The sequence below is a fragment of the Fibrobacter sp. UWB4 genome (genome assembly GCF_002210345.1).
Classification (GTDB): domain Bacteria; phylum Fibrobacterota; class Fibrobacteria; order Fibrobacterales; family Fibrobacteraceae; genus Fibrobacter.
The window spans coordinates 124,508-141,195 of the sequence record NZ_MWQI01000005.1 but is presented as its reverse complement, the minus strand read 5'-3'; the positions used below and the strand labels follow the sequence as shown (position 1 = coordinate 141,195).

Genomic DNA, 16,688 nt, shown 5'->3' with positions numbered 1-16,688 from the left:
GAGTTGCGAAGGCCGCACGGGCCCCTCCCTGCACCCTCCCCATCCTTGGCCGACGCCACCATTCTCTCGACGTTCCTTCATTATCCTTAAATTATTTAACCACTCATCTCGCTTACTATGTATACCTCTGATAGAACTTTTGAATGGCGGCAGGGGCGGTCGTGACGATTAGCGCAAGGCGCAAGAGCACAGCGGCTTTGGCTGGAGGCAAATCGTAAGCGGCAATCGTTCCTGGCACAAGGAGCTGCTCCGGGACAATGCGACCGCGATTGATTCGCGTCGAAATCACGACGGGGATTTTATTTTTAGAAACAACATCCGACAAAGCGTCTGCCCATTCGCGAGAAAATTCACCGGCGCCAGCGCCTGCAATGACAAGCCCAGCCGAGCGTTCAGCCGCAAAACGCACCAGTTCTGCATCGGCATCAGCGTTAAAGTAGAGGACAGAGACGCGAGGCAATTCGCGCATATTCGAGATGTCGAATGCTTTTTCGAGAGGGAGGTGCCCGCCTTCGCGGGCATGACAAGTTGTAGGCGGACATGACAATTCAGCAAAAGCATCCAAATCGTTCGCATGAATTTTTTGCACCGAACGGGCGTTCATCAGTTTGCCAGCAAAGGCTACGTAAACACCTGCGGTATTTTCCGCATTTACGAGAAGGTGATGCCCGCTCGGTGGCGGGCATGACACAGCGCTTTTCACGGCAAAGAGGAGGTTTGCTGGGCCGTCAGGTTCTGTGGCAGTAGCAGGTCGCATCGATCCGGTCAAAATCACGGGCTTCGCGACATTCCCGACGACTCTCGAACCAAAGCCATCCAATGTCAGACTCAGGAAGAACGCCGTTTCTTCCATCGTATCGGTCCCGTGCAAGATCACAATGCCGTCAACATCGTTTCGCTGCAAGAGTTCTTCAATCCGCTTCGCCAAAGCAATCCAGATTTCAGAAGTGACATCGTCCGAATTGATATTGCAAAATTGCTCCACGCAAATGTTTGCCACATTCTTCAATTCCGGGATGGCATCTATCAGCGTTTGCGCCTTGATCGCCCCCGACTTGTACCCAATATCCTTACCTTGCTCGCCCGCGCCTGCAATAGTGCCGCCCGTCGCTAAAATCACGATATTTTTCATCTTACAGACTCCAACAAATCCTGAGCGGTTGTTCCATAATGCTTTTTCAGGGAGCCATCCATCCCTAGCTCACGAAGGTCCTGCAAGCACTTGGCAAACTTGCGGAATGCATCCGGACCGCCGCCATCACGCCACAAAAGTTCTTCGACCATCCGTCTCGAGAACCAATAAAGTTTTTTCACCGTTGCCGAGTCCTTCTCTTTGACAAAAGATTTTCTTAACGATTCGACAGTCGGATACGCCCCCACCGGGCGTTCTTCATTGTTATGCGAGCCGTCAATCACCTGAGCAATTCCTTCGTTCATCCAGCAAGGCACATTTGCATGCGTCATCGCACGAACAAATGAATGAGTTAGTTCATGGAACAGCACCGGGCGATAAACTTCACGATAAGCCATCATGTTCACCGGGACGCGCAACTTGCCGTCAAACACGGCTGCGACCCAGTCCGGGCGCGGCCCCGTTCCCTGATATTCCTCTTCTTGATACAGCACAATGCTAATCTTGTTTTCAGGCAAGAAGTCGAACAAATTACTAATCGAATCGTAGGCAACTTCCAAAACGGCAAGCGCTTCCATCACGTCTTTTTTCGAAGGGCCGCCGTCAAATTCCAGGCGGAAATGCATGGACTTTTCAACGCCGAGATTTTTTAATTCCTGTTCCAAAGCATTTGACTTTTTAACAAGGTAATCTAAATCCTGATGTTTGAAACTCAACGTTTCAATGTAATTGATGCACTCTTTATAACGTTCCTGTTCAAAGAGAATGCCAGCCATGTGCATCTGCAAATTCGTATCGTTCGGTTCCGACTTTAAAAGTTCCCGGACATAATGCTCGGCGCACTTCCAATCGCCAATCCGAAGGCATTTATTTGTCATTGCAATCATGTCATCATATCGAATGCTTTCTTCGACTTTTTTTTCGTAATATAGATATCCCACAAGCATAGCAACATAGATTGGCAAAAGGCAAACAACGCGTTTGATCCAATTCGAATTTTTCTTCACAATACTATTTCCATCAAATAAGTCCTATATAATTCTAGCAATTAAATCTACAGGGGAGATTTAATCCTTTAAATTATTTTTATAATTCCATTAAAATTCCTACCCCACACCTCCTTATGTTTAATCTTTACCCACAGCTCCTAAAATTCGTCGCTTGGCTTTACGACGTAGTCAACTGCGGAACAGGTTTCGAAGGCACGGCCGCCGTCAGCGGGATAATCCTCGTTGCAATTATCCTTTCACTGGTCATCGTCGGACTTTTACTCAATCTTATCGAACGGCTAGAATTCACCTTTTTTTGCTACTTCTTCGGTTACAAAGCGGCGTTCTATATCGTCAATTACGCGACCCTCGCAGGCACAATCCTCCACGAACTATCTCATGCGCTATTCGCATTTATCACTGGCGCAAAAATTACAGAAATAAGTTTTTTCGACCGCGATAAGGAATCGCTCGGACATATCGCCTACCAGCCAAAAGGCCCTTTCTTTTTGCAGGCCGTGCAACACTCACTTACGGCGTGTGCACCCGTCATTGTGGGTATCGCAAGCTTCATTCTCGTTTCATACATTTTCCTTACAACAACTTATGGGGTCTGGGCGCAGACCTTGCTAATATATCTCGGCATTTCGATTATCAACCATTCCTCCATGAGCACCGCCGATTTAAAGCTTTATTTAAAAGGGATCTGGGCAATCGCCATTCCATTATACGCGATCATATTCGTTTTTTGCAAAATGACGCTTCACTAAAAAACAGACATTACGCGTGACCGATAGCACCTTCAGAAGGAATATATGTGTGCAGAGTTCAGAAAATTAAAGTATATTTCACTTAGGTTTGGTTATGGCAGAAATCTTTGATTACGATGATTACCGGGATATGATCAAGGATTACTACTTGGAGCACAAAAAGCACAACTCCTTGTATTCCTTTAGCACTCTCGGCAAGACGCTTGGCTTGGATTCAAGTCACGCTTACTATATAGTTCAAAAGAAACGCAATCTTCCCGTTCACGCAGTTCCCGCCGCAAAAAAAATGCTCGGACTCGACGGTCGCGGAGCCGCCTACTTTGACTTGCTCATCGTGGCATCGCGCACAAAGTCTGAAAAGACGAAAGCCGAGATTTTGCAAAAGGCATTCCAGCTTCGGGATGTCAAGCGTCATTTGCTCAAGGACAACGAACTAAAATATTTAAGTGCGTGGTGGACAATCGTCGTAAGAGCGCTCATCGAGGTGAATCACGGCAACGTCAACATTCCAGAAATTGCAAGCAGCGTAATTCCACCGATCACCGAAGAACAAGCGCAAGAGAGCATCGAAATTTTAAAATCGCTTGGATTCATCCAGCCCATCAACAACAACAGCAAAGTCCGGCTCGCCGACCCGCATATCACAGTTCAAGGTGCCGAAAAGGCCGAAGCCATCCGCAGCTTCCATTCCAAGGTCATGCAATTCGGGATCCGTTCGCTGAGCGAAATCCCTCCAGAGAACAGAGACATCTCTACAATCACAATGGCTGTTGACTCAAAGGGATTTGATGACATCAAGAACATGCTCAAGGAATTTCGCAAAGAAATACAGATCCGAGTCGATAAATGCATCGTCCCCGATCGCGTTATGCAGCTGAATCTCGCCCTATTTCCCGTCGCTCTCAATAAAAAGAAGGAAAAATAAAATGAACAGTTTTAACAAGCTTCTTTATTTTGTACCCTTTGTACTTCTCGCCGCCTGCGGTATAGGTAGCGATTCTGCTGGGAATACGACGGAAATCGAAAACGCCATCGCCATTCGAGTCTTTGATGACGGAGCGCCCGCAGCAAATATCCGCTATCAGGTGCTCCCCTCCTGGTATGTTGCAGATACAACCGAAACGAGTAAAGTCAAATACACCTATCAAGGCACTACGGGCACCGACGGTTGGATGCACATCGATGGCCACAAGAACGGTTCCTACACTATCATATTTACCAAGGGCGATTCTTCGATCGTCTTGCAGTACACGCTCAACAACCTTAACCACGAATACACGCTCGACAGTGCATCGCTCGAAGCCGCAGGAACAGTCATGGGGCTTGTTGACTTGCCAGACTCCGCAGATTACGCCTGGGTCGCTGTTCAAGGCATCAACACAATCGTCAAGACCGATACGCTCGGACAGTTCGTCATCCAGAAGGCTCCGTGCGGAAACATCACCGTAAGCGCCTGGGATGCAGAAGACCTTAACGCCATCGGGCAAGTCTCTACAACGGTAACCACAAGCGATACGATAAACGTAGGACTCATCGAGAACCCCAATAAGGAAATCCCGGAAAACGCCATCCGCTTTATGCCCTCCGAACTCATCTCGGACTGGATGCGCCCGCTCAGCTTCCCGACAGTCCTCGTCATGCGCTTGAACGACGAGAACTTCGACTTTAGCAAAGCCGAAAAAGATGGCAGCGATATTCGACTCTACGACGGTAGCGGAAACCTCATCCCGTTTGAAATCGACGGCTGGGACACGACCATCAACAGCGCAACGCTCAATATCCGCGTCGAAAACGCCGCAGATACAGTAAGGCCGTGGATGCTCATGTGGGGCGATAAGAAAGCCCAGAAGCTCAAGGACGTCGATGTCTGGGAAGGTCTCAGCGATTCACTCGTAAAGGCCCTCAACAGCGTTACCATTTTCGACTTCGAAGAAGGGTCCGAATACAATGCGCTCCCCTCTCCATTGCACAACTACTGGTACATCCAGCCACACGACAGCGCAACCATCAGCAAAGCTCTTGAAAAAGACCCGACTAGCGGTATCGAGAAAGCCGACAGTTCCATTTTCGGCAAGAACGTTTTGCACGTGCAGTATCAGGCCAACAAATTAGGTCGTTACGTTGTTCTTGGAACACGCATCGCAAACAAGCAACACGACTTGAGCAGATTGGATTCCGTTGAAGTCTGGTTGAAAGGCAGCGGTGATTTCGAGGTCGTTCTTGAAACCATCATCGAGTCCGATACAAACTACAAAACCACGTACAAAGGTAGCGTCAACGAAAAATGGACACGCGTCGCCATCAAGCCTTCAGACTTCACAAGTCCTGACGAGAAAAAGAGCTACCACGGATGGAATGTGACCCGTAACAAGATTACACGTTTCACAATCTTCATGTACAACGGTGAAGACCTGTGGATTGACAATGCCAAAATGTACGGAATCAATCTGGACGATTTGCTGTAATTGAAAACAGCTCTGGATCCTATTGCCAGGATGACAGAGCTGCGCATAAAATAAGGCCGTTTGGGATTGAAAGCTCTGTTCGGCCAAGGACACTTAAATTTATATCATGAAGAAAAGTGATCCGAGTCTCCATCCGATACAGAAGCGCCTATTCTCCAACACTAACAGGCACCACAAGAATCCAATCCCAAATCGGCAGTGTATTTGGATGTCCATAAATTATGTTTATTTAAGGCTTTTTTTCCAAAAAGCCATTTTTCGTTCATTGACAAAATGTCAAATAATTGGCAATAGCGCGTATAAGCGCAATTCAGAAAACAAACATTTACATTAAAATTTCAGGCGTTTCACCCGGTGAACGTATATCCCAACAAGGACCATTATGGTAACAATCCAGCTGACCGGATAAACTACCATCAGCGAAGTAAAGTTCTGGTACATCGGGAATACAAAAATCACCCAGAGGATTCGGATACCGCAGACCCCAACAACGCAAGTGAGCGCCGGAGCCAAAGACTGCCCCATGCCTCGTAATGCGCCAGAGAACACATCCAAAAAGACATTGATAAACAGCAAGCCCACAACGACATTCATGCGGATAGAACCAGTCGCGATAATCCCAGGATCGGACGTAAATACAGAAAGCAACTGATCGGCAAAGAGGCAACAGAGCAGGCTCAACGCAAGCGTCGAAGTCGATGCAAGCAAGATCGTCCATCGGACCGCACTACGGCAACGCGCTATGTTTTTCGCACCGTAGTTTTGCCCCACAAACGTCACGCATGCATGCGAGAACGAATTGAGCCAGTAATAGACAATGAACTCGTAATTGAGTGCAGCCGCAGAAGCAGCCACCGTCGCAGAACCGAGACTGTTAATCGCCGACTGGAGACACACATTGCTAAACGAAAAGACGACGCCCTGAAGCCCCGCCGGAAGCCCCACACGCATAATGCGCCCGAAAAAGACAGGCGTAATCCTCAACTTCCAGAATTCGAGTTTGAACGGCCCAACCTCATGGAGCAAAAAGTAGAACAAAGTTCCTGCACTCAACGCATTTGCAATCACGGTCGCAAAAGCCACACCTGTAACGCCCATGCCAAAGCCCGCGACAAAGAGGATGTTCAGCAACACGTTAATAGCACCCGTCGCAAGAAGCACATAAAGCGGGCGCTTGGTATCGCCCTTGCCGCGCAAAATCGCAGCAATAAAGTTATACAGCATGACAAACGGTATGCCAGCAAAATAAATCCGCAGATAGCGCACCGCCATGTCTAAGATATCCTCAGGTGTCGAAATTGCCGAAAGGATTTGCCTTGCAAAAAAGACGCCGATAAACGAAAGGAAAATTCCGCTAAAGAACGAAACCATCACCGACGTATGGACACTGCGGGTAACAGCGCGGTAACTTTGGGCGCCGATGGAATTGGCGACGACAACGTTCGCACCGACAGAGATGCCAACGAACAAGTTTATCAGCAAATTGATAACGAAAGTATTCGCACCGACAGCGGCCAGAGCCTTATCGCCCGCGAACTGCCCGACCACAGCAACGTCTGCCGCATTGAATAGCTGCTGCAAAATGCTCGTCGCCGCAAGCGGAACGGCAAACCTCAGAATCTTCCGACCGAGAGGTCCGTTCAACATATCCATATTCGTCTTTAACGCATCCGTTGCCATACAGCACCTTAAAACCGCGGCAAATTTAGATTTTTACATTTAAGCTTAAAGGTCAATTTTCTACCTTTACATCGCAAAAAACAGGTGACTAGAATCGCTATAGGATAAAGCGATTACAAGCGCCACAAATCGGAGATTATCATGGGTTTTAAATGCGGCATCGTAGGCCTCCCGAACGTAGGCAAGAGCACAATCTTCAACGCAATCACTAACGCAGGCGCAGAATCCGCCAACTATCCGTTCTGCACCATCGATCCGAACGTCGGCATGGTCAGCGTCCCGGATGCCCGCCTCGATGAACTTGTGAAGGTCTACAACCCGAAATCCATCGTCCCGGCCGTTACAGAATTCGTGGACATTGCAGGTCTTGTAAAGGGCGCTTCCAAGGGCGAAGGTCTCGGCAACCAGTTCCTCACCCACATCCGCGAATGCGAAGCCATCATGGAAGTGGTGCGCTGCTTTGACGACGAAAACATCATTCACGTGAACGGCTCCGTGGACCCGATCCGCGACGTCGAAGTGATCGAAACGGAACTCATCCTCAAGGACTTGGACACTGTCGAAAAGCGCCTCGCTACCGAAGCAAAGTCCGCACGTACCGGCAACGCCGAAGCCAAGGCTCGCCTCGCTGCTTGCGAACTCTTGAAGAAGAGCATGGAAGAAGGTCATGCCGCTCGCACCGTGATGCACGACAGCGAAGAAATGGAACTCATCGTCAAGGATCTCGGCCTCCTCACTGCAAAGCCGCTCTTCTACTGCGCAAACGTCAAGGAAGACGACATCCTCACCGGTAACGCTTATGTGGATCAGCTCAAGGAATACGCATCCAAGCACGGTCACGACGTCATCGTCATCAGCGGCAAGATCGAAGAAGAACTCTCCGCCATGGAACCGGCCGACAAGGCAGACTTCTTGAAGGAACTCGGCATGACGGAATCCGGCCTCGATTCTGTTGTCCGCAAGGGTTATGAAATTCTCGGCCTCCGCACGTTCTTTACCGCAGGCGAAAAGGAATGCCGCGCCTGGACGTTCCACGCAGGCTTCAAGGCCCCGCAGTGCGCAGGCGTCATCCACACAGACTTCGAACGCGGCTTCATCCGCGCAGAGACCTTGAGCTATGCCGACTTCCTCAAGCATGGCAGCTGGAACGCCGCCAAGGAAGCAGGGCTTGTCCGTACGGAAGGTAAAGAATACCTCGTACAGGATGGCGACATCATGTACTTCTTGTTTAACGTGTAAAACAGCATTGTCATCCTGAGCGGAGAGGCGATGCCTCGTAGTCGAAGGATCCAGTCAAGTCTAGCGTATGTAAGAGAAAAGGTCGCGAACACTCGCGACCTTTCTTTTTCGATTCTACTTTCGAGCTTTCTTCCGTTCGCGGCGGGCAATCACCGCCGGACGGATAACAGTTGCAATATTCATCGCCGTCCCGATCAAAATCAAGAAGCTCGCGGCATAAAGGCCTATGCCTGCTTCAACTTTCAGTAGCGGAATTCCAAGAGCATCACCCACCTGCGAAAGTTTCATCAACAAGGACCACAACGAGACCATGGACAAAAGTCCCATCACCGTTGAAGCTAGAGGCACTATCCAGGCAAATACAGCAGCAAGGAATACTGCGGCAAGAATACCATACAAATGATGTACCGGTTCCATTTTCGGGAAATTCGGCATCTGCATTTTGAAACGGTCAAGAACTTTCGGATTTTCCTTCACCATGCGATGCATCTGACCGAGAGCCGGTTCTTCAAGCGACTTGTCCAGATCCACACCAGATGCAATCTGGTAAATCGTCATTTCGGCAATCGGCTTGCCACCATCTTTTGCAGAGCAAGATACATTTGCCAAAGGCATCAATAAAGCAAGTAATACAAGCAAATAAGGGATTGCTGTCAGCTTTTTAAAAAGGCTTTTTTCTTTATTGGAGTTGCTACTCATTTTTTGTTATCCTGAATAATTCGTTCGAGCGGGAACACACAGCGGAAACCGATATGGTCAGACCAGTAGCGCGGATCTTCGTCATCACGAACGGTCATGTTCAAATTCTTGGCCTTGTCTTTCCAGGAACCACCTTTCAAGACCTTGTTCGTACCCCAGTAGGAACCCGTCGGATTAGAACTTTCGATAGAGAACGTGATCGCAAAATAATTATCGCGAGTCCATTCAGCGACGTTTCCTGACATATCGTAAATACCCCAGGCATTCGGAGTCTTTGTTGCAACATCGTGCGGACCATAGGCAGCGTCTTTCTTACCCCTCTTCAAGGAGTTTTCTGCAAAGATCGAATATTTGCCCACGCTCATAGCATCATCATCTGTCCAGAGGACTCCGTCATTGCTACCGGCACGACCCGCGAATTCCCACTGGGCCTCAGTCGGCAAATCACCGCCAAGAACCTTGCAAGCATACTGAGCGTTTTCCCAGGTAATTCCCTGAACAGGCTTATTTGCGCCCTTGAACGCAGACCGATCCGGAATACGCTTGGCAGAATCCAGAAGTCCCATAATCTTATGGAAAAATTCCTGAGTCACTTCTGTTGTATGAATGGCATACGGAGACATGGAAACAACTTTTCCACGGAAACGGAAAGAACCAGAATCAATCAGGGCAACAGTTCCACGAGTCGCATGTTCGATAATTTTTTTATTCGGTTCAGCAACAACCGTATCCTTCACGACCTCGGAAGATGATGAACTTGCAATGGAAGACGAAGAGGATTCCGGCGCACGGTTTTTAAGCCATTCAACAACCTCTGGTTCAACAGCGATGTGCAACGGCAAAGTAAACTCACCTTTTCCAAAAATGAGTTTATCGCCCATACGGAAGCCGAGCTTATCATAGCGATAATGGTATCGACCGACAATTTTACCTTCCTTGAACACCCACACCGGCTTATTATTCGCTAAGAACAGAGTTGTCACAAAGGATCCATCGCCGACCATCATCAATTTCAAAAGCGAATCCATCGGGATTTCATCAACGACACCATTCCATGTGGTTTCAACGCGATTACGATCAATGCCGAAGCGGAATTCCAGAGAATCGATCTTTGTCGAATCCGTCGCGCTCATAATCTTTTTCACAAAAACCGGAGTCATGTTGATTTGGGCCGGAAGAGCCTGAAGACTATCAAACTTCGCATGGAAAGCCTTGTACAGTTCACTTACGGTTCCAAGCTTTTTATTACGCCAAAGAGTTTGGGCCTCACTGCGCTTAAAATTATAGTGAGAAACATAACTGCGATAAACCTTGTTCGAATCATCCAATCCAAGAGAATCGGCAGATTTTACCGGCGGATAGAACTTTGAAAATTCCGTTGTATCTATTCGCGTGAAATTTCTATCCACTTCAGAAGAGAATACATCGTAAAGATTTTCTGCCTCTTCTACAGTCTGAAGAGCATGAACCTGCTCCAGCGAAACAGACATATTTACAGGGGCAACATCTCCAGAATCCGGAACCGGGAAATTAACATTAAAGGTAAGCACGTCACCAGGTTTAAGAACACCTGCATCTACATAGGGCAGCTTATCCGGGGCGCCAAACGAGAAAATGTAGACACCGTCGTTTACTGGATAAACAGCTTTTGAACCAGCCTTCAAAGACGAATTAAGCGCAACGATATCCAAATCCTTTTCGTCGGATTTGATTTGCACCATTCCAGGATGGGTACTTTCTTTTAAAATCTGCCACTGGCCATTCTTCATGAACAAAAGCTTAGGCACACGTGGGGAATAAACGTATTCTGCATCAAAATAAATATCGGACTCATCCTGAAACGCCTTATACTGACGAGAAGCGTACAGACGAAGTCCGATAACTTCACGTGCACTCAGATGGTTTTCCTTAAGGTTGAAAGCATGAAGCTTTTTATATTCTTCAGGCTTTGCTTCTCCAGAGAACCAGAAATACTCCTTAGCGGATTTCTTATAGCGAAGATAAAGCGTATTGGGCTGCAACGGAAATACGGGTTCCTGAGAAATAGCAATCGCACGGTCCAGCGCAATTGCTTTCTTGGATGCATTTTCCAAAAGACTACCATCTAAAAGACTACCGACTTTAAAATTTTCCGAAGTCAATTTAAAGTTACGATCCTCATCGGCCATAGTTAACGCCGGGACCAGCAACAAAAGCGGAAGCAATCGGGAAAATGTCATAAGCACTCCTGTCTTTTTAGGAACCTTCTAGCCTAGAAAAATAATTTCTTATAAGAAAAGTAGTTCCATTATTTTGACGAATTTGCGCCCATTTCGAGTAAGTAACCGCCATTTGCCCCGCCCACAGGTCCCAATTCGACCTTCCAGTCGGCCAAGCGGATAATATCGGGGTGGTGTTCAATGACAATGACCGTATCGCCACGGGCCGAGAGCCTGCGCAGGAGGTTCCAAAGAATCTGAATATCCTTCAAATGGAGGCCTGTTGTCGGCTCATCAAGCAAGTAGACCATTTCCGTCGCCGGACGGCGGCAGAGTTCTGCAGCAAGCTTCAAGCGCTGGGATTCTCCGCCCGAAAGCGTCGTGACCGGCTGACCGAGTTTCACGTACGGGAGGCCCACATCGCGGAGGCATTCGAGCTTCGGCAAAATCTTCGGCTGGTCCTTGAAAAACTCGCAGGCTTCTACGACTTGCATGTCAAGCACGTCGGCAATGTTCTTGCCCTTGAACGTGACCGTAAGCGTTTCCTGGTTGTAGCGCTTGCCACCGCAAACTTCGCAAGTTTCCCAGATGTCCGAGAGGAAGTGCATCTCGACAGCAACGGCGCCACGGCCCTCGCAAGCGGGGCATCGCCCACGCGCAAGGTTATAGCTAAAGCGGCCGTAATCGAAGCCCTTCATCTTGGACTGTTCGAGCTTTGCAAACAGCTTGCGGATATCGTCAAACACGCCCGTGAAGCTCGCCGGCGTACTGCGAGGAGTCCCGGAAATCGGGCTTTGATCGACTAGCAGCACTTCGCCGCTCTGCTTTTTGCGACCGCATGCCTGGAACTGCTTTTTGAGCGCCGGGAAAATTTCATCGACAACAAGCGAACTTTTGCCCGACCCCGAAACGCCACAGACAACGCTCACCGCCTTTTTCGGGAATTTCACAGACAAGTTTTTCAAGTTGTTTGCCTTGAGGTTCTTGAACTCGTAAAATTCCGTATCATCCGTGATGAGCACCGGTTCCAGCTGGTTTGCGACCGGAGTGGAATACGTGAGGAACTTGACCGTCTCGCTGCGCGGGAACTGCTGCAACGCATACGGTTTTGCAAGTTCTGCCGGACTTCCTTCAGCAACGACTTCGCCACCGAAATCACCCGCACCCGGTCCCATATCAATAATGTGGTCTGCGGCCTGCATCATCTTGAGATCGTGTTCCACGACTACAAGCGTATTACCGAGGTCGCGCAAGCGGTAAAGCGTGTCCAAAAGTTTTGCGGTATCGCTTTCATGGAGGCCAACCGTCGGTTCGTCAAGCACATACAAGACGCCTTCGAGACCGCTACCGATCTGGCTTGCCAAGCGGATGCGCTGAGACTCGCCACCGCTCAAAGTATCGCCCGCGCGGTCAAGGCCAATGTACCCAAGGCCCACGCTAATCAAGAAGTCCAAGCGGCCAATGATTTCGCGGAGGAGCGGAGACGCAATCGTCTTTTTGCTTTCGGCAGTCACGGAAGTCGCATTTTCTTCTTTTGTGAAATCGACTTTCGCAAACCAGTCGCGGGCTTCGGCAATGCTCATGTGATGCACATCCATGATGTTCTTGCCCAAGATGCGCACCGCAAGATATTCAGGCTTCAAGCGTTCGCCATGGCAATCCGGGCATTCTTCGCCATCCTTGAAATGACCAAGGCCGAGGCAAGTTTCGCAAGCGCCCCAATGCGTATTGAAACTGAAATGCTTTGGATTGAGCGCGGAATCCATGTACCAGCCGCAATCCGGGCAGCCCGGCTTTTCGCTTGCCGAGAGGCGTTCTTCGCCATCGCAATCCACGTACAAAATGCCGTTACCATCGCGGTAGCCACGTTCAAACGCTTCGACCAAGCGGGCACGATTTTCTTCCTTGACCACCACGGAATCCACAACGGCAAGCAACTGCTTTTCGCGAATCGGAATTTTCGGCAGCGGGAGTTCTACAAGCTTTTTGCCAAGATACGCCTTGCGGTAACCCTTTTCCGTGAGAATCTTGGACAACTTAATTTCATCCTTGATTTCGAACGGAGCAAGCACCGTCACCATCTTGTTGAGGTCGCGGTCAAACGCATGCTGCATCAAGTCGCCCGTTGCATATGAGCTGACCGGCTTTCCGCAATGGAGGCAGTGAGCCGTACCCACGCGAGCCCACAAAATGCGGAAGTAGTCGTAAATTTCAGTGAGCGTTGCCACCGTACTGCGCGGACTCTTGCTTGCGCTCTTTTGGTCAATCGCAATCGCAGGCGCCAAGCCTGAAATGGAATCAATGCTACCACGGTCAGGGCGGCCCAAGAAGCGGCGAGCATATGTGCTGAGTGTTTCCACAAAGCGGCGCTGCCCTTCGCTAAAGAGCGTATGGAACGCGAGGCTCGACTTGCCCGAGCCCGAAACGCCCGTAATCACAGTGAGCTTGTGGCGCGGAATCGTCACGTCGATGTTCTTGAGATTGTGCTTGCGAGCGCCATGCACTTCGATATCGAGCGAGTAATCTTCGCCCTTTTCATCCGTGCGTTCAAAATGCTTGTTTTCACCATGCTTTTTCGCAAGCACCGGAGCCAAGTATCGCCCTGTTTCGCTCTTTTTGCATTTGGCAATTTGTTCGGGAGTTCCCGTCGCAATAATGCGACCGCCGTTCACGCCCGCATCCGGGCCCAAATCGATAATCCAGTCTGCGCACTTGATCACATCGAGGTTGTGTTCAATCACCACGACGCTATTGCCGAGACTGCGCAAGCGATTCAGGCATTCGAGCAATCGGCGAATATCTTCAAAATGGAGACCTGTTGTCGGTTCATCAAGCAAGTAAAGCGTCTTGCCCGTACCCGGGCGGCGCAGTTCCGAAGCAATCTTCACTCGTTGCGCTTCGCCACCGCTCAAAGTCGTCGATGGCTGACCAAGCGTCAAATAGCCAAGGCCCACTTCGCAAAGGAGCTTGAGCGGTTCTGCAATTTTCGGAATGTCCTTAAAAAATTCAGCAGCTTCGCTGATGCTCATGTCAAGAACTTCAGAAATGTTCTTGCCCTTGAAATAAACTTCTCTGGTCGCTTCGTTAAAGCGCTTGCCATCGCACACATCGCAAGTGACTTGCACGCTCGGCAAAATGTGCATATCGATGACCTTCACGCCAGCACCTTCGCAAGCGTCACAGCGACCGCCCTTCACGTTAAAGCTAAAGCGACTCTTCGTGTAGCCTCGCACCTTACTTTCTTCCATACCCGCAAACAAATCGCGGATATCATCCCAGATTTTCGTGTAAGTCGCCGGGTTGCTGCGCGGGGTGCGTCCAATCGGCGTCTGGTCAATTTCAATGACCTTGTCGATGTTTTCGAGACCTTCCAAATGGTCAAACTTGCCAACCGGTTCTTCGGAATTGTAGAACACGCGAGCAAGTTCACGGCGCAAAATCTGGTTGATGAGCGTACTCTTGCCCGAGCCCGAAACGCCCGTGACCACGGTAAACGCACCTCCGAGCGGAATTTCGACATCGACATTCTTGAGGTTGTTTTCGCAGGCACCGCAAATCTTAAGCTTCGGCGTCTTTGCATCAATCTTCAAGCGCTGCGACGGAATTTCAATCGACTTGCGACCGCTCAAATACGCGCCCGTAAGCGAAGCCTTGTTCTTCTCCAGCTCTTCGACCGTGCCTGCCGCCAAAATGCGACCGCCCTCGACACCCGCGCCAGGGCCCACATCAATCACGCAGTCCGCATGACGCATCGTATCCTCATCGTGTTCTACGATGAGAAGGCTGTTGCCTTGGGCTCGCAAGCGCTCGAGCATTTCGAGCAACTTATCGTTGTCACGTGGGTGCAGTCCAATGCTCGGTTCATCAAGCACATAAAGCACGCCCTGGAGCCCCGCCCCCACGGCGCTTGCGAGCCTGATACGCTGCGCCTCACCGCCCGAAAGCGTCGAAGCCTTGCGGCTAATGTCCAAATAGCCAAGGCCCACCGCCTTCAAGAATCCAAGGCGCCCGCGGATTTCCTTGAGCACTTCGCGACCGATGCGCTGTTCCTTTGGACTGAGCTTTAACTTGTCAAAAAACTCGACAGACTTTTCGACGGACCATTCCGTCATCTCGCAAATGTTATGACCGTGGAAATCGACAGCCGCCGCAATGCGGTTGATTCGCGTGCCGTGACATTCAGGGCAAACACCAATCTGCATGTACTTTCGGAAGTGGTAAATATGCCACATGTCCCAAAGTTCCTGCATAATCGTCACCACGCCGCGTTCGCTCCCGCTCGGAGTCCCGTACAGCACGGCATCCTGTTGCGCCGTCTTGAGCTTATTCCACGGAGTATCGAGCGAAAAGTGCATTTCGTTTGCAATCGTGCGCAAATTGCGCCAACCAAAATCGCTAAAGATGATGCAGCCGTCATCCTTCTTTTGCGGGGCAAGGCAGCCCTCTTTCAACGACAAATTCGGATTCGGCACAATCAAATTGATATCGAACTTGCAACTTTCGCCAAGGCCCTTGCAGGCGGGGCATTGGCCCTTCGGATCGTTAAAGCTAAAGAATCGCGGTTCAAGTTCCGGGATAGAAATTCCGCACTTCGGGCAAGCAAGCTGCGTACCCTGCAAGCGGTATTCTTCCTTCGCAGCACCATCCGCGCCCGCCTCCTGCGATGTCAGCAAGAACGATACAAGCTTTCCGTCCGTGAGCTTGAGCGCACCTTCAATCGCCTCACGCAAACGGCTCATGTTCTTGCGTTCGAGCGTCAAGCGGTCAATCACCACTTCAATCGTGTGCTTCTCGTAACGCACCAACAGCGGCACGTCTTCGAGCCTGTAAATCGTCCCGTCCACGCGTACGCGGACAAATCCATTTTCCTTGAGTTCCGCGAGTTCCTTGCGGTATTCGCCCTTGCGCTCCTGCACAATCGGCGCCATCACCAAAATCTTTTTGTTCTCGTCGCTAGCATACAAGTTATCGACAATCTGATCCACCGACTGCGCCTGAATCACCTTGCCGCACTTGGGGCAATGCGGAACACCGAGGCGCGCAAACATCAAACGGTAATGGTCCAAAATCTCGACCACCGTACCCACCGTACTGCGCGGGTTACGGTTCACCGTCTTCTGGTCAATCGAAATCGTCGGCGAAATCCCGCGAACGCTTTCCACATCCGGATGCTTCATACGCCCGATGAACTGGCGCGCATACGCCGAAAGCGATTCCACAAAGCGGCGCTGCCCTTCCTGGAACACCGTATCAAAGGCAAGGCTCGACTTGCCCGAGCCCGAAACGCCTGTGACCACGACAATCGAGTCGCGGGGAATCGTCAAATCGACATGGCGTAAATTATGTTCATGAGCATCGCGGATTTCAATAGATTTCGTCATGACCGCAAATATAGGAAAAGACCGCCAAATTGTCTAAAAAATAGTGAACATTTGGATAGAAAACTATCCCATATTAAAAAGAAATTTCACTTTTTTTGCCCAAAGGACTTGACTGAATCAAAACAAGTTTTTAAA

Annotated in this window: 10 protein-coding genes; 4 read left to right on the top strand and 6 right to left on the bottom strand. The window is 49.7% G+C overall.

The genetic code is table 11. The annotated features are described in order from the left end of the window. Nucleotides 1–115 precede the first annotated feature (115 nt). Together B7990_RS09615 and B7990_RS09610 are read right to left on the bottom strand one after the other, a co-directional pair. A complete protein-coding gene (locus tag B7990_RS09615; protein ID WP_088640755.1) occupies nucleotides 116–1,132 on the bottom strand; it encodes an asparaginase in 1,017 nt (338 codons plus the stop codon). Then, nucleotides 1,129–2,139 carry a type IV pilus biogenesis/stability protein PilW gene (locus B7990_RS09610; protein ID WP_088640754.1) on the bottom strand — a complete coding sequence of 337 codons (1,011 nt, stop codon included), beginning with the start codon at nucleotides 2,137–2,139 and terminating at the stop codon, nucleotides 1,129–1,131. The genes B7990_RS09615 and B7990_RS09610 overlap by 4 nt, the downstream gene beginning before the upstream one ends. Before the next feature lie 116 nt (nucleotides 2,140–2,255). Here B7990_RS09610 and B7990_RS09605 point away from each other — a divergent pair, with 116 nt between their 5' ends. The 3 genes from B7990_RS09605 to B7990_RS09595 all read left to right on the top strand — a co-directional run bounded on the left by B7990_RS09605 (nucleotide 2,256) and on the right by B7990_RS09595 (nucleotide 5,356). Further along, nucleotides 2,256–2,891 carry a M50 family metallopeptidase gene (locus B7990_RS09605; protein ID WP_088640753.1) on the top strand — a complete coding sequence of 212 codons (636 nt, stop codon included), beginning with the start codon at nucleotides 2,256–2,258 and terminating at the stop codon, nucleotides 2,889–2,891. Nucleotides 2,892–2,985: 94 nt separating this feature from the next. Beyond that, complete coding sequence (locus B7990_RS09600) at nucleotides 2,986–3,816, top strand: DUF4423 domain-containing protein (protein ID WP_088640752.1); 831 nt, start codon at nucleotides 2,986–2,988, stop codon at nucleotides 3,814–3,816. A 1-nt stretch (nucleotide 3,817) separates the two neighbouring features. Beyond that, entirely contained in the window at nucleotides 3,818–5,356 is a 1,539-nt protein-coding gene (locus B7990_RS09595; protein WP_088640751.1) for a hypothetical protein, read from the top strand. A 330-nt stretch (nucleotides 5,357–5,686) separates the two neighbouring features. Here B7990_RS09595 and B7990_RS09590 read toward each other — a convergent pair whose 3' ends face one another. Then, nucleotides 5,687–7,036, bottom strand: coding sequence for an MATE family efflux transporter (locus B7990_RS09590; RefSeq protein WP_088640750.1), 1,350 nt, complete (start codon nucleotides 7,034–7,036; stop codon nucleotides 5,687–5,689). Between the two features lie 141 nt (nucleotides 7,037–7,177). Between B7990_RS09590 and ychF the strand changes: the two genes are divergently transcribed. Further along, nucleotides 7,178–8,275 carry a redox-regulated ATPase YchF gene (ychF, locus tag B7990_RS09585; RefSeq protein WP_088640749.1) on the top strand — a complete coding sequence of 366 codons (1,098 nt, stop codon included), beginning with the start codon at nucleotides 7,178–7,180 and terminating at the stop codon, nucleotides 8,273–8,275. A 114-nt stretch (nucleotides 8,276–8,389) separates the two neighbouring features. Here the strand turns inward: ychF and B7990_RS09580 are convergent, their stop codons facing one another. The 3 genes from B7990_RS09580 to uvrA all read right to left on the bottom strand — a co-directional run bounded on the left by B7990_RS09580 (nucleotide 8,390) and on the right by uvrA (nucleotide 16,553). Continuing rightward, nucleotides 8,390–8,890 (bottom strand): hypothetical protein, encoded by a 501-nt coding sequence (locus tag B7990_RS09580; protein ID WP_254917464.1) that lies wholly within the window; start codon nucleotides 8,888–8,890, stop codon nucleotides 8,390–8,392. 80 nt (nucleotides 8,891–8,970) lie between these two features. Further along, nucleotides 8,971–11,193 carry an SUMF1/EgtB/PvdO family nonheme iron enzyme gene (locus tag B7990_RS09575; RefSeq protein WP_088640747.1) on the bottom strand — a complete coding sequence of 741 codons (2,223 nt, stop codon included), beginning with the start codon at nucleotides 11,191–11,193 and terminating at the stop codon, nucleotides 8,971–8,973. A 68-nt stretch (nucleotides 11,194–11,261) separates the two neighbouring features. Continuing rightward, a complete protein-coding gene (gene uvrA / locus B7990_RS09570; protein ID WP_088640746.1) occupies nucleotides 11,262–16,553 on the bottom strand; it encodes an excinuclease ABC subunit UvrA in 5,292 nt (1,763 codons plus the stop codon). Nucleotides 16,554–16,688: the final 135 nt, after the last annotated feature.

Coding starts and splice junctions, on each gene's coding strand:
- B7990_RS09600 (WP_088640752.1), top strand. CDS start 2,986: ATGGCAGAAATCTTTGATTACGATGATTACCGGGATATGATCAAGGAT.
- B7990_RS09595 (WP_088640751.1), top strand. CDS start 3,818: ATGAACAGTTTTAACAAGCTTCTTTATTTTGTACCCTTTGTACTTCTC.
- B7990_RS09575 (WP_088640747.1), bottom strand. CDS start 11,193: ATGACATTTTCCCGATTGCTTCCGCTTTTGTTGCTGGTCCCGGCGTTA.
- uvrA (WP_088640746.1), bottom strand. CDS start 16,553: ATGACGAAATCTATTGAAATCCGCGATGCTCATGAACATAATTTACGC.
- B7990_RS09615 (WP_088640755.1), bottom strand. CDS start 1,132: ATGAAAAATATCGTGATTTTAGCGACGGGCGGCACTATTGCAGGCGCG.
- B7990_RS09605 (WP_088640753.1), top strand. CDS start 2,256: ATGTTTAATCTTTACCCACAGCTCCTAAAATTCGTCGCTTGGCTTTAC.
- ychF (WP_088640749.1), top strand. CDS start 7,178: ATGGGTTTTAAATGCGGCATCGTAGGCCTCCCGAACGTAGGCAAGAGC.
- B7990_RS09590 (WP_088640750.1), bottom strand. CDS start 7,036: ATGGCAACGGATGCGTTAAAGACGAATATGGATATGTTGAACGGACCT.
- B7990_RS09580 (WP_254917464.1), bottom strand. CDS start 8,890: ATGCCTTTGGCAAATGTATCTTGCTCTGCAAAAGATGGTGGCAAGCCG.